Origin of the sequence: Bartonella sp. AU16XJBT, assembly GCF_028618665.1 — a bacterium.
Classification (GTDB): Bacteria; Pseudomonadota; Alphaproteobacteria; order Rhizobiales; family Rhizobiaceae; genus Bartonella.
Genome location: NZ_JAQITF010000003.1, coordinates 1 through 14,667 on the forward strand (window position 1 = coordinate 1; position 14,667 = coordinate 14,667).

General features: G+C 36.3%; 10 protein-coding genes. 5 read left to right on the plus strand and 5 right to left on the minus strand.

The genetic code is table 11. The features are described from left to right. Positions 1-220: 220 nt before the first annotated feature. A complete protein-coding gene (locus tag PVV66_RS02235) occupies positions 221-1,612 on the plus strand; it encodes an amino acid permease (protein WP_273717787.1) in 1,392 nt (463 codons plus the stop codon). Positions 1,613-1,734: 122 nt separating this feature from the next. Here PVV66_RS02235 and ilvC read toward each other — a convergent pair whose 3' ends face one another. The 3 genes from ilvC to PVV66_RS02250 all read right to left on the minus strand — a co-directional run bounded on the left by ilvC (position 1,735) and on the right by PVV66_RS02250 (position 6,058). After that, entirely contained in the window at positions 1,735-2,754 is a 1,020-nt protein-coding gene (ilvC, locus tag PVV66_RS02240) for a ketol-acid reductoisomerase (protein ID WP_273717789.1), read from the minus strand. A 1,363-nt stretch (positions 2,755-4,117) separates the two neighbouring features. Continuing rightward, the gene (locus PVV66_RS02245; RefSeq protein ID WP_273717791.1) at positions 4,118-4,852 is read right to left on the minus strand and encodes a pyridoxine 5'-phosphate synthase; all 735 of its coding nucleotides are present in this window, start codon (positions 4,850-4,852) and stop codon (positions 4,118-4,120) included. 84 nt (positions 4,853-4,936) lie between these two features. Beyond that, entirely contained in the window at positions 4,937-6,058 is a 1,122-nt protein-coding gene (locus PVV66_RS02250) for an ATP-dependent RecD-like DNA helicase (RefSeq protein WP_273717792.1), read from the minus strand. Positions 6,059-7,036: 978 nt separating this feature from the next. Here PVV66_RS02250 and PVV66_RS02255 point away from each other — a divergent pair. The 4 genes from PVV66_RS02255 (at position 7,037) to PVV66_RS02270 (ending at position 10,407) form a co-directional block, all read left to right on the plus strand. Beyond that, complete coding sequence (locus PVV66_RS02255) at positions 7,037-7,963, plus strand: D-2-hydroxyacid dehydrogenase family protein (RefSeq protein WP_273717794.1); 927 nt, start codon at positions 7,037-7,039, stop codon at positions 7,961-7,963. A 215-nt stretch (positions 7,964-8,178) separates the two neighbouring features. Continuing rightward, positions 8,179-8,541 carry an MFS transporter gene (locus PVV66_RS02260; protein ID WP_273717796.1) on the plus strand — a complete coding sequence of 121 codons (363 nt, stop codon included), beginning with the start codon at positions 8,179-8,181 and terminating at the stop codon, positions 8,539-8,541. A 306-nt stretch (positions 8,542-8,847) separates the two neighbouring features. Further along, positions 8,848-9,132, plus strand: coding sequence for a hypothetical protein (locus PVV66_RS02265; RefSeq protein ID WP_273717798.1), 285 nt, complete (start codon positions 8,848-8,850; stop codon positions 9,130-9,132). Positions 9,133-9,567: 435 nt separating this feature from the next. After that, on the plus strand, positions 9,568-10,407 hold the full coding sequence (locus tag PVV66_RS02270) for a TauD/TfdA family dioxygenase (RefSeq protein ID WP_273717800.1): 840 nt from the start codon (positions 9,568-9,570) through the stop codon (positions 10,405-10,407). A 662-nt stretch (positions 10,408-11,069) separates the two neighbouring features. Here the strand turns inward: PVV66_RS02270 and PVV66_RS02275 are convergent. Both PVV66_RS02275 and miaA read right to left on the minus strand, forming a co-directional pair. After that, the gene (locus tag PVV66_RS02275; RefSeq protein WP_273717801.1) at positions 11,070-12,881 is read right to left on the minus strand and encodes an acetolactate synthase 3 large subunit; all 1,812 of its coding nucleotides are present in this window, start codon (positions 12,879-12,881) and stop codon (positions 11,070-11,072) included. A 249-nt stretch (positions 12,882-13,130) separates the two neighbouring features. Next, positions 13,131-14,003 (minus strand): tRNA (adenosine(37)-N6)-dimethylallyltransferase MiaA, encoded by an 873-nt coding sequence (miaA, locus tag PVV66_RS02280; protein ID WP_273717802.1) that lies wholly within the window; start codon positions 14,001-14,003, stop codon positions 13,131-13,133. Positions 14,004-14,667 lie beyond the last annotated feature (664 nt).

Here is a 14,667-nt window from a genome sequence, read left to right on the forward strand (position 1 = left end):
ATGTATAAATATCCAAAAATTAAAATTTTATACTAATATTTATATAATATTAATTTTTGATAAAATAATTATAACATTAATCAATAAAATTTTTTCTTTATTTATATAAAATAATAGAAAAAAATTCCTTTACTCATTAAGCATATCATGTTCCGATAGAAAGGATTACCTTTTTTAGGGTAATTTTTATCTTAAAATAACTAAAGGGAACTTCCCAAAAATGAACAAACAAAATTTAGAAAAAAAAACTAAGAAGAAATTGCAACGTGGACTACATAACCGCCACATACAACTTATAGCCCTTGGTGGAGCGATTGGAACAGGTCTCTTTATGGGATCAGGAAAAACAATCAGTGTAGCAGGCCCCTCAATCCTCCTCGTTTATGCGATTATTGGTTGTGCTCTATACTTTGTCATGCGTGCTATGGGAGAATTATTGCTTTCTAATACACAATACCGATCTTTTATTGACTTCTCGACCGATCTTCTAGGACCATGTGCTGGATTCTTTATCGGCTGGACATATTGGTTGTGTTGGATTGTTACTGGAACTGCTGAAATTATTGCTATTGTCACTTATGCACATTTTTGGTGGCCTGAACTCAACCCATGGATTCCTGTTATCATTGCTCTTATGTCCTTTTTAATCCTTAACCTCGTCGCCGTAAAACTCTTTGGCGAACTTGAGTTCTGGTTTGGTTTTATCAAAATCGTAGCAATTTTAGTCTTAATTGTTGTGGGATTTTATATGATCTTCACCGGTTTTGTCTCTCCAAACGGTACGGTTGCTTCCCTTAACAATATATGGAATGGTGGAAATCTTTTTCCACGAGGGATTACTGGCTTTTTTGCTGGATTTCAAATTGCTATTTTTGCTTTTGTTGGCATTGAGCTCGCAGGAACAGCGGCAGCTGAAGTAAAAGAGCCTCAAAAAGCTTTACCCCAGGCTGTCAATTCAATACCAGTCCGCATTGTATTCTTTTATATTTTCTCTCTTCTTGTGATCATGTCTGTAATGCCTTGGGATCAAATTAGTCCAGAAAAAAGCCCATTTGTAACAATGTATGCACTTATTGGTATTCCAACTGCTGCTGGTTTGATGAATTTTGTTGTCCTCACAGCTGCCGCCTCTTCAGCAAATAGTGGAATTTTTTCTACCAGCCGTATGGTATATGGACTAGCAACACAAAAAGGAGCTCCTAAATTTTTAGGAAAACTTTCTCGTAAACATGTTCCAGCCAACGCATTATTCTTTTCATGTTTATGTATCTTATTAGGTTATGCGATTGTATCGTTATCTCAAACCCTTATAGCTGCTTTTACAATTGTTACGACAATTGCCGCAATTTTATTTATATTTGTATGGTCTATCATTTTGATCAGCTATATCATTTATCGTCGCAATCGTCCTCTCCAGCATACTGTCTCTCCTTATAAAATGCCAGGGGGTGTTGTGATGTGTTGGGCGCTTCTCGTTTTCTTTGCATTCATTATTTATTTATTGTCATTAGAAGCAGATACCGCCATAGCTTTAAAATATACACCAGCATGGTTTATATTTTTAGGCATTGTATATTTTCTTTTTGGAAGAAAGAGTTATGCAAAAACTTAAAAAATAAAGCCCCTAAAAAATAAAACCTATGTGCAAAAAACATATAAAAAGGGTAACTCAAGTTACCCTTTTTTGATATTTGTTTATAAAACTATAGACGTGAAAAACATCTCTTAGAGGCTTTAATTACGCTCTTTATCAACCAAAGCATTAGATTTTATCCAAGGCATCATAGAACGAAGCTTTTTACCAACCTCTTCAATAGGATGATTATCATTTAAACGCCGCATACTTTTAAAATGAGCAGCACCTGCCTTATATTCTTGAATCCAATTCGATGTAAATTTACCCGTTTGAATATCTTTCAATATACGTTTCATTTCTGCTCTGGTTTCATCCGTAATCACACGTGGACCAGACATATATTCGCCCCATTCAGCTGTATTAGAAATCGAATAATTCATATTTGCAATGCCCCCTTCATACATGAGATCAACAATCAGTTTAACCTCATGTAAACACTCAAAATAAGCCATTTCTGGTGCATAGCCTGCTTGTGTTAGTGTTTCATACCCTGCTCGAATGAGTTCAACAAGACCACCACACAGAACTGCTTGTTCACCAAAAAGATCAGTCTCACACTCTTCTTTAAATGTTGTTTCAATCACCCCAGCGCGTCCACCACCAAGTCCACATGCATAAGATAATGCTACACTATGCGCATGCCCTGAAGCATCTTGTGCCACCGCTATTAAACAAGGAACACCACAACCACGTTGGTATTCATGACGAACTGTATGGCCTGGACCTTTAGGAGCAATCATCACAATATCAACGGTTTTTTTAGGTTCAATCAAGCCAAAATGAATGCTCAAACCATGGGCAAAAGCAATCGCCGCCCCATCACGTAAATGGTCATGAATATGCTCTTTATAAATATCAGCTTGCAATTCATCTGGTGTTGCCATCATGATGAGATCTGCCCATTTTGCTGCTTCAGCAACACTCACCACTTCAAAACCATCGGCCGTAGCCTTTTTAACTGTTTCCGACCCTGAACGCAAAGCTATTTGCACATTTTGAACACCAGAATCTTTCAAATTTAAAGCGTGCGCACGCCCTTGAGAACCATAACCAACAATGGCTACTTTTTTTCCTTTAATGAGATTAACATCCGCATCACGATCATAATAAACACGCATAAAAACACTTCCTTCTTTCTCTAATTTAAACTGGATTTCAGATTATTTTTATTAAATAAGAAACATTATCTTCAGTGCATCACACACTCATAAAGATAAAAAACACCGCTTATAAGAACACAGCCATTGTATAATCTTCTAAAGTCTACATATTGCATAGAAAAAACGTGGCCCCCAAACATTCCCAAAACATATACGGATCCCCAAATAAACTTCAACTGCTGTGCTACAAAAATGATACTTACAAAACACAAGACTTCTCAAGAAAATATATCTCTGCTAAGATTCTATTCTCCTATAGCGCCACAAAATGTTATAGCCTAAAAATTAAGATACAACATACAATTTTTAACATGAACCAAATCAATGCGGATAGCAAGAAAAATTACAAAATAACAAGTATTGTTTTAATACAGCCTTCAAAAATATATATACAGTAATATCTTTTAAATAACAGAGAGTATACATTAGCTTACAACTTTTACTTTTTATATTCTGTAATAGCCACGCCTCTCACGCAAAAAAGAATGCCCAAAATAGAACACTCTTGTGTTATTTACTCACGCGCTTGTTTTAAAGAAATTTCTCACTGCGCTCGAGATCTTTTCAAGAATTCCTACCTTAAGATTTGTAATAGTCTAAGATTTATTGCGCCCCCCCCATCTTTCCTTCATAAAGCGATCAGTCGATCTCATCATTTTATTTTCTCGCTCCCAATGTTGCAACAAAGCGTATTGAATTGATATTATCGATAAAAAGCATTTACTGATTTTAAAAAATCTATTCATGATGAAATCATCAAAAAACCTCGTACATCAACAAGGAGAATTGCACACAAATATCTCTTATAAACCATTTTGCAAAAGCAGCTGCACAACATTAAATAAGCAAATAAACAATGAAGGCACTCACTTATATCTTTATGACGTAAAATGATGATGAACAATAGTTTTTTTATTCATGGAGATTTCGTGCTATACTCTTTGCAGATAACATTGTGAAATCAACCCAAACATATTGAAAAATATCTTTATTACGCTCAAGAGAATTTTGTACACTCATCCATTAAAAATCCTACACACCCTTCTTATAATAAAAACACTTTAAAATCCCTATTTTTTATCGCTTCAAAGAAATTATAGTAAAGAAGGTTTTAAACCTTCCTCATAATAGACGGTACGAATAAAAAACATCTCGTGCACTCAAAAACATAAAAAATAGAAAGCGATCAATAAACAGAGCGACAATAGAATATTTATAATGCATATTAATAGTGTTATTGAGCTAAACATATATTATTTTTTTAGATAAACTGGCAAAGTTTTATAAAAATTTCTCTTCCAACTTTATAAAGAAAAAAAGATTACGATAACAACCGAATAAAACGCTGAACAGTCTCATGCATCCCATACTCTAATGCATCAGCAATAAGCCCATGGCCAATAGAAACTTCATCAAGCCAAGGAACATTTTTGACCAGAGTAGGAAGATTCATAATCGTCAGATCATGCCCTGCATTCACACCTAACTGCAACTCTTTCGCTCTTTTGGCGGCTAAAACAAGTTTATTGAGCTCTTGATCTTGTGTTGTTTTGTCTTGAAATGCACCACCGTAAGGTCCAGTGTAAAATTCCACACGATCAGCCCCTATTGCTTTAGCAATATCAAGACCATCGATAGTAGGATTTGCAAAAAGAGATACACGAATCTTTCTTTTTTTCAAACGCTGAATAATAGGGGCTAAAAATTCTGCATCATGAGCAAAGTTCCACCCATGATCAGACGTTGACTGATCTGGATCATCAGGAACAAGAGTAATCTGGTCGGCATAGTTTTCAGCTATATCCAAAAATTGATCACTGGGATAACCTTCAATATTAAACTCAGTAGTAGAAAAAGTGTTCTTTATTAAACTGTATATATCTGGTAAATCCGCAAAACGAATATGCCTTTCATCAGGGCGTGGATGAACCGTCAAACCTGCCGCTCCAGCGGCAAGCGCTATATGCCCAATATTCTTGATATTTGGCCAGGGAAGATTACGTCGGTTGCGCAAAACAGCAACAGCATTAAGATTAACCGAAAGTTTTACCGCCATGCCCATTTCCATTTTTCTACAGTGTGTAACAAGATAGAAAAAAGGTATTTTCCGTCTGAAACTTGGATGATACACATATTTTTTCTACCGAACAATCGTTAAACGCTCTGCTGCGCGGGTAATTCCCGTATAAAGCCAGCGTGCATACATATCACGAAATGCAAAACTTTCATCAAACAAAACGACGTTATTCCATTGAGAACCTTGCGCTTTATGAACCGTCAATGCATACCCATAATCAAAATCATCATATCGCTTTTTTAATTGCCATGAAATTTCCTGATCAGGATTTTCAAACGCTGCTTTTAAAAGTTTAATCTTTGTTACCCCACGCTCACTTTCTTCTGGTTTCACAAGAAGATTAATACTTGGTTTAGCTGTCTCCTTCTGTGAAGTCATCACCTTCCATAAAGAGCCATTTAACAAACCTTTAGGAGGATCATTTCGCAAACACACAAGCTTATCTCCCGCTTGCGGATACTCTGCTGTAAATCCCTTTAACATACGTAAACGCTGATTATAAAGGTGGCGTGTACGATTAATCCCTACCAAGACCTGATCAGCTTCCAAAACCAATTGTTGATTAACCTCTTTACGTGTCACAACGCGCGCTTCTCCATAATCACCATAAGTAATATCGCGTCCTTCACGCACATCCATAGCAAGACGTATAATCGGATTATCCCGCGCTTGGCGATGAATTTCTGAAAGAAGAAAATCTGGTTTTCCATTGGAAAAAAAACCGCCACCAGATATAGGAGGCAATTGACCTGGATCACCAAGAACAAGAATTGGTGTCCGAAAGCTCATTAAATCACGTGCCAATTGTTCATCGACCATCGAGCACTCATCAACAATAATGAGTTTAGCTTGTGCGGCAGCACTTCTTCGATTTAATGTAAATGTTGGAGCAATAGACTTTTTTCCCGTAATTTCATCGGAAATTTCCTCTTCTCCACGGGGACAATAAATCAACGAATGAATCGTACAAGCATTGCTTGCACCTTTAGAACGTAAAACCTGCGCTGCTTTGCCCGTAAACGCAGCAAACTGAACAGAACCATCAACTGTTTCTGCAAAATAGCGCGCAAGCGTTGTCTTACCGGTTCCCGCATAACCAAAAAGGCGAAAAAGAGGAGAACGCCCTTCCCTCAACCACGCGGCAACAGCCTTCAATGCATTATCCTGTTCCTGTGAAAACTGCATAGTTTACCAACTTAAGATTTGCATAAATAAAAAGAGCAGTATTTTGAAAAAAAACGACAATCAAGAAAAACTTTTTTATTAAGAATTGCTGACACACGCCCATCTAACAACTTTCGTAGCACAATTATCAATTATTTACCCATTGCTTTTTCGAATTATTATAACAATTTTTACAACAGTAACACCAACAATGGAATATGCATATCTTAAATTTAAAATAACACCTATACACGCTTTTTCTAACCAAAATTTAGAATAAGAAAAAGAGCATTGCAATTGCAAAACCCTCGCTAGAAAAAATGTCCTTAACAGGATAAGAATAATGTAATTTTACGAATACTATTTTACATAATCAATCAGCTTTCTTGCACATAAAAATAAAGTACATCCACTATGGAAAAATAATAATTAAATATATCAAAAACCTTTTGGCAGAAATAGAAATAGCTCTCAACAAAACGACTTAATCCTATGATAATATACCTATAAAGATCCTATCTCCCTCTTATCATGATTTTAATAAATTTACTCTTCATGCTACAAATAAGTTATATTTCAACGAATAAAGAGAGACATCACGCTTATATGAAACACGCTTTATCTCGCACAAATATGTCGCTTTTTCTGTTTCGACAATAAAATCTGGTTCGTAAATATGGCCTTCTTGGTAGTCTATGATAAGAAAACTGGGACATGGTTTCATGTCCAGCGTAGCACTTCAGGTTTGTCCTCTAGAATATGAAAAAAGCGCAATTTTCCATCGACTGAGTCAAACTTTTTCTTTTTGTCTCAATGTTTTAAAGTTTATAAAAACGAACTGATTAATGCTATTCTTATTGCTAGAAATAATAATGGAATCAAGGGGGATAATTTTTTAATAGACTTTATGTCAAAATATCAGCGGTGAGATTGCTTTTTGGTTGTTTTAGCAATGAAATAATGAGCGCCAATATTGATGAATGAAACGGGAGGTTTAAATTGAAAATATTAATTCCAGATGATTATCAAAAAGCCACCCTAACATTACAGTCTATTACAAAATTAATGAAATCGCATGAAGTGCTGGTTATAAATAATTTAGCTAAAGAATGTGATTTAGAAGATAAGCTCAAAGAGATCGATATTCTTATCTTAATCAGAGAGCGGACTAGAGTTGATAGAAATCTTCTCCTGAAACTGCCAAATTTAAAATTAATCTGTCAAACCGGCCCTATAGGTTCACATATTGATATAAAAGCGTGTAGAGACTTAGGAATTGAAATATTAGATGGTGGTGGAGATCCAACTTCTGCTGCTGAATTTGCGTGGCTCTTAATGATGTCTGCGCGTAGAAAACTGTGTAAATCCGTATCTGATATGCAAAAAGGACGATGGCAAACAACATTTGGCAACCAAATGAAAGGGGCTACTCTTGGAATATACGGGTTTGGGCGTATTGGTAAAATGGTTGCTCAATATGCTGAAGCTTTTGGCATGTCCATTTTGGTTTATGGAAGCCAGCGTGCAATGCAAGAAGCAAAAGATTTAGGTTATCATTTTACGCATTCAAAAGATGAATTTTTTACACGTCCTGACATTATATCCATCCATTTACGTTTAAGCGATAAAACCAGAGAAATCATTCAATTAGATGATCTATTGAACATGAAACCTCATGCTATTTTTGTCAACACAGCGCGTTCAGCTTTGGTTGAAAAAGGGGCGATAGAAAAAATACTAAGTTTGGAAAATTCAATTTACTTTGCACTGGATGTTTATGACAGCGAGCCAGTATATGAGTGCAAATTATTGCAATCAGATAGAGTTCTTTGCACACCGCATCTGGGCTATGTGACTGGAGAAAGCTTTGAGAATTATATTGAAAAAGCTTGCCAAAATATAGCGTCTTTTATGAAGAACGCTTAATGCCGGCTGAGCCAATATTTTAAAGTTTATCTTATAGCGCTAGCGTATTAAATTTGCACGACACATAATAGCTTATTTCCTTAAATTAAGCATCTCTCTTAGCTTTCATATTAATACCAATCGTATTGACAGATTTTTATGTCATCAGCATAAAATCCCTCATTTATTGTTGCAATCATTATTTAAAAAGGCCGCTTTATTGGAATACACGTTAATTGGAAGGGGGCATCGCGCGCAATAATAAATTTATAGAAAAATATTATAAATGGATTGTATTGCTTGTTGCCACCATCGCTCAAGCATCAGCCTGCTTCTTTGTTCAAGGGATTGGTCCTTTAGCTGAATTTTTTAAGAAGGATTTCTCGCTTAATCACTCTCAGATAGGTTTGCTGTCTTCAGCAGCACAGTTTTTACCTATTATTGGGTTACTTGTAGCTGGTGAATTACGAGACAAGTTTAACGAGCGTCATATGTTGGCGTTGGCGCGGTTGGCGTTTCTATCGCTCTTTTGTTTGGAGCAATCGCAGATAACTATTTTTTCCTTTTGGTTTGTTTCTCATTGTAGAGGGATTTTATAGTTCTGCTCAACCCGGTGACGCTCAATCGGTTTTCACAACCGCAGCGCAGATTTGCAATGGGAATAAGGCAAGCGTGACTCCCATTAGGTGAAGCATTAGCTGGGATAGTTCTTCCAGCTAGTGTGCTTGTCTATGGCACACAAGGTGCGTTTTTGGTCGGAGCCATAGTTTCTTTTTTAAGCGGATGTATATTTATTATTTTTTTATCACTCACCAGCAAAAGGTATCGCTATCGTTCCAGAAAGCAGCAAGAGTTTCGTTCTATACAAAGTAAGATCTCGTCTTGCAATGTTGGCTGCACCGCATATGAAGAATATTATTTTTTCAGGCGTTTCACTTGTGATCGTTCAATATGTTTTAACCATTTTTATAACGATTTATTTTTATAGAATCTATCACCTGGCTTTAGATAAAAGTGCTTATTTGTTTTCTGTTTCACAGGCTTCTGGTGCTTTGGGAAGAATTATTTTAGCAGCGTGGAGTGATCATTGTAGAAAAGGACGATTTTTTCCTGCCTTGTTTTGCATGATTGCAGTCGTTTTTGGATTTTTAATATTAATTTTGGGCATGAATGGATCCATAATTTATTGAACTATTTTATCTGCCTGGTTAGTTTTTTTTGGAATGGGATAGTATGGCCCGTGAGTTGCTTATATTGTAGACTCTTCCCCGAAAGAAAACATTGGCTTTTCTCTGGGGTTAGCCATGTCTGTAAATCAAATCGCAATTATTACTGCTCCACCATTATTTGGATTAATCCAAGATTTTACAAACAGTTATTTACGAACATGGCTGATTTTAATTATTGTTTTTTCACTTTTCTTAATAAAAAAGTAGGGAAATATAATTGGGGAGGAAATTATAATGATCAATGAAAATACTTTTGAGTTGAGCAATGTCGAAAGCGACAAACTTTGAGAGGCTTTAGACCATGTTATGTATGATCCATACGTTAGGTATTGAATATTCGGTTGAGCTTAAAAAATAGCATTTTCGCTACTACCCCATAGAATCTTGGCAATTCTTATGAATCAAAAGATGTCTATTACCCCTAGACCATATTTAGTCTTTGAAAACCTTCCTATTGATAGAAAAATTAATACGTCACCTAATCCTTATAATTTAGATTCGTCTTGTAAAAGCGGTTATATAAGCGAAAATTTAATTATGATGTTTTCTTTATTAATCGGAGAGTCTTATTCAATTAAGTTTGAAGGCGAACATATAGTAAATAACCTAGTTCCTTTAGAGGATAATAAAAAGGATTATACAGGATTAGGATCTGAAGTTGAGTTAGATTTTCATATAGAAAATGCTGCACTAAAATTTATAAAAGGTTTAAATTTATCTCCTAAAGGGATACTTTTAACTGGTGTTCACAATGATGTTGATGGCCCGTTAACGAGAATATCTGATGCACGTCTCGCTTTAAAACTTTTAAGTGAGGAGGATTTGAGGAGCTTAAGAGATGATTTATATATAATCAATGTTCCCTATAGATGGAGAAAAAATGGGACAACCTCTACAAGTAAAGTACCCCTCGTTCAAGGAGACGGTGAATTCCCAGATATCAGCGCTGTTTTTTATCCGGGCATGTTAGAACCACAGTCAGAAAAAGCCAAGGACGCTTTAGATCGTTTTTATGAAGCTATTAAGGCTGTATCTTTTGGGATTGATGTACAACCAGGAAGATTATTATACACTGATAACAGAATGACTCTACACTCTAGAGATAAATTTTCTGGATCATTTGATCGTTATAAAAATCCAATGCGGTGGATTCAAAGAGTATTTGTGTCTGCAGATTTATGGAATCATAGATATGTAGAACAAATAAAAGAAAGAGTCTTTGACTTTCAATGTTAATGTCTTGATGATGATATGATGTTGAGTATTATATATATTGACGACATATCTCATATGTACAGATTTTTCCTGCATAATCAGGTGAGGTTACGACCTGATTATAAGCGATGGTAGCCAATTGATTTTCTTATGATTGCATTTGATCTTTGTTATTTTTGCCCTTCCTTTCAAGCCGCTAGGGGGATTCTCCGATCAAACTCTTGCAAGAGCGATTTTGGAGTCATTTCATAATGTGAAACCAAAACATAGTGACAAACTTTTCTATTGTTTTCACAAGCATGACGGTTTGCATGGTTTCCCCCTTCAAGCACGGTGGCTTTTTTCTTGCACGACGGAATCTTTCACATATGAGACAACATAAATTAATTTATAAAAGATAATTCAATGTATTATCTAAAAAATGCAATGAAATAGCTATTAATGTGAGCATATGAATTTAAAAAACAAACAGCGCGTACAAATAAATTCAAACATAATTGGACACGACTTATAACATTTTTAGATGAACAAATAATAAGATAGCCCATGTCTTTAAACAAAGAATAAAAATCATAAAATAAGCTCTAAGGCTAATAAAGACTCTTCACAAAGATAGAGACGGAGATGAAGACTCCAAAGACTTCATCATCACCATCCTTCACAATTTTTCTAACATATTTATTTTATACAAGAATTTTCCCCTCAGAAGAAACAGCATTTGCAACAGCTTCCTCGCTTGCCTCATCGGGTAATAACATTTCATTATGGGCACATCCCGATGGGATCATAGGAAAACAATTTTCTAAATGATAAACACGACAATCAAAAAGAACAGGCTTATCACAGTCAATCATCTGCTGAATTTTATCATCAAGTTCATCGGGTTTTGAACAATAAATTCCCACCGCTCCATAAGCTTGTGCCAATTTAACAAAATCCGGCATCGATTCCGTATAAGAATGAGAAAGACGATTACCATGCAATAATTGCTGCCACTGGCGAACCATCCCCATGTACTGATTATTTAAAATGAAAATTTTCACAGGTGTGTCATGCTGAATGGCTGTTGCAAGTTCTTGAATATTCATCTGAATGGAGGCATCACCAGAAATACATACAACAAGTGCATCAGGATGGGCTATTTGAACACCAATCGCGGCAGGCAGACCATACCCCATCGTTCCAAGACCACCAGAAGTCATCCAATGTTTTGGTTCATCAAAATGATAATACTGCGCTGCCCACATCTGATGCTGTCCGACATCCGTCGTAATATAAGCACGGGCATCTTTGGTCAAAGTATAAAGCCGTTCAAGAGCATATTGTGGCATGATAACATCTTTTTTTTCCATATATGCCAATGACTTGCGTGATCTCCAGCAATTAATTTGCAGCCACCATGTTTTACGACTTTCTTGATCAAACTTTAATTGATGCTCATGCAAATGTTGCATTATATCTGCCAAAACATGTGCCACATCGCCAATAAGTGGCACTTCTGCTTTGACAATTTTATTGATGGAAGAAGGATCAATATCAATATGAATAATACGCGCATGAGGCGCAAATGCATCAAGACGCCCCGTGATACGATCATCAAATCGTGCTCCAACAGCTAACATGACATCACAATCATGCATGGCCATATTCGCCTCATAGGTTCCATGCATTCCCAGCATTCCGAGCCAATTTTTTCCAGAAGCAGGATAAGCACCAAGTCCCATAAGTGTTGAAGTAATCGGAAAATCCCCCAATTGCACTAAATTACGCAAGAGCTGGACAGCTTCCCCTCCCGATGAAATCACACCACCACCAGAATAAACAACAGGGCGTTTTGCCTCCATTAAAAGAGAAACAGCCGATTTGATAGCTTCACAATTATTCCCTTTATTCCCTTTCAGCGATGGAAAAGAATGTAATGATTTCTGAACTTGAGGCGCTCTATAAAATCCTGAAGCAAATTGAATATCCTTAGGAATATCAATCAAAACCGGTCCTGGACGCCCAGATTGAGCAAGAGAGAAAGCTTCATGAATAATGTCCGCAAGCTCATCAACATTTTTAACCAGCCAATTGCCCTTCGTACAAGGCTTTGTAATTCCAACTGTATCAGCCTCTTGAAAAGCATTTGTTCCAATCAGCGTTGTCGCTACCTGGCCAGAAAAACAAACAAGAGGGATAGAATCCATGAGTGCATCTTGCAAAGGTGTCACAGCATTCGTTGCCCCTGGACCAGAAGTCACAAGCATAACACCGACCTTTCCAGTACTGCGTGCATAGCCTTCCGCCGCATGCCCTGCGGCTTGTTCATGGCGCACCAAAATATGCTGGAGTGTATCTTGGTGATAAAGAACATCAAAAATAGGCAAAACAGCCCCACCAGGATAACCAAAAATATGTTTAACGCCTTGATCTATAAGAGCCTGAACCACTATTTCAGCGCCCGACATTATTTTTCCATCTAAACTCTCTTGCTGTTTTGGATCATTTCGCATTTTTCCCACTCACCTACTTTGATAGGACAATAAAAAAAGCCCCTAAAGGAGCCTATAAAAAAAGACCCCTAAGGAGTCTATTACACAACACATATTGTATGATCACCCCCCATTATTCCAACGCATAAAATATATAAAAAAATTCCTTATAGAAGGATTTTTAATTCCATTGATATCATTCGTCAATAAAAAATTTATTCTTTACAAATTATCTTTTGCAAATTCTTCTATAAAGCTTTAGCTTTTTCATCAAGAAGTAAGCATCCATTCTTCATCAAATTGATGACGAAACCAAGTCATTTGTCTTTTTGCATATCTCCTCGTTTGAGTTTTCACCGCTTCAAGAGCATTTTCAAAGCTTCTATATCCATCCAAATAAGCCATAAATTCAGATACACCTATCGCTTTCATCACTGGTAACGAAGGGGAAAGCATAAGCTTCTTCAACGCCACCACCTCTTCTAAAGCACCTCTTTCAATCATAGAGTCCAAGCGTTTATGAATGCGTTCATAAAGCAGAGGACGTGGAAGCATGAGAAGAATTTTTTCAGCACAATGAGGCGCAATGAGAGGCGTTGTTTTTTGCTTCTGCCACCAACTAAGCTTCTCACCGGTTGCATCATGAACTTCCAAAGCACGGACAATACGCTGTCCATCTTGCGAGGAAATCTTTTCAGCAACCACAGCATCAATCTGTAACAACTGACGATAAAGATTTTCAGCTCCCTCTTTATCAAGCAGCAAACGCCATTTCTGCCGCACAACATCTGGAACATGAGGAATTTGCGAAATACCCTCCAAAAGAGCACGAAAATAAAGTCCTGTTCCACCAACAAAAATAACGGATCTCGACGTAAAAGTAACCAACAGCTTCTCAACATCACACAACCATTGTCCTACTGAATAATTCAAAGTAGGACTCACATGACCATAAAGATAATGGGGAACAATTGCGGTATCAGCCTCCCTCGGCCGTGCCGTTAAAATATTTAAAACGTCATAAACCTGCATTGAATCCGTATTAATAATGAGAGCATTTTTTTCTTGAGCCATTTGCAAAGCAAGTTCTGATTTCCCACTTGCTGTGGGCCCTGCTATCAATGTAATTGTTCTCTGTGTCATGAACAGCAATCCCTACCAAGCATCAACTTATTGCAATATGCACAACTGCCCGCAAAGCCCCTATATTTTCTCTCCATTATCATAAAGTAAAAACTTTAAACAAAAACACGAACAAGAATTCTCCTTCAAGATAAAGAAAACCCTTATGAAAATTATAAAAAAGAAAAAACGGGCTTAATAACAACATCAAAGGGATTTTCCAAGCATCTTTTGCTATCATACTTCAATAACAAACCATAGCCATAATCATTCTTGTCCATTAGGCCATTTAAAATAGCCTTTTTTCTTCATGTATGAAAATAATACTAAGCTAAACCTATACAATCAAATAGATTTATTTTTTTCTATAAAAATAGCATACTGCTCTGGCTTATCACAAGAGACTCAGAAACTTTCTTCTTCACACTTTTTTATCACTATTTTTTCATTCATCATAAAGAAAGATATCAATATACCGATAAGCGATTGATTCTCATACGATTTTTATATGGAATGACTTTTTTCAAACTGAAGAGAAAAAAACTCTACAGCACAAAAAGTATAATTACAAAGCGCTAAAAGCCCCACTCACATAAAACATTATTTATAACAGTTAAGCATTTTGCAATTTGCATGCCCCCAATATTATAAGATTTACTCATTTCGCCTCCTCTCTCATAAAGCA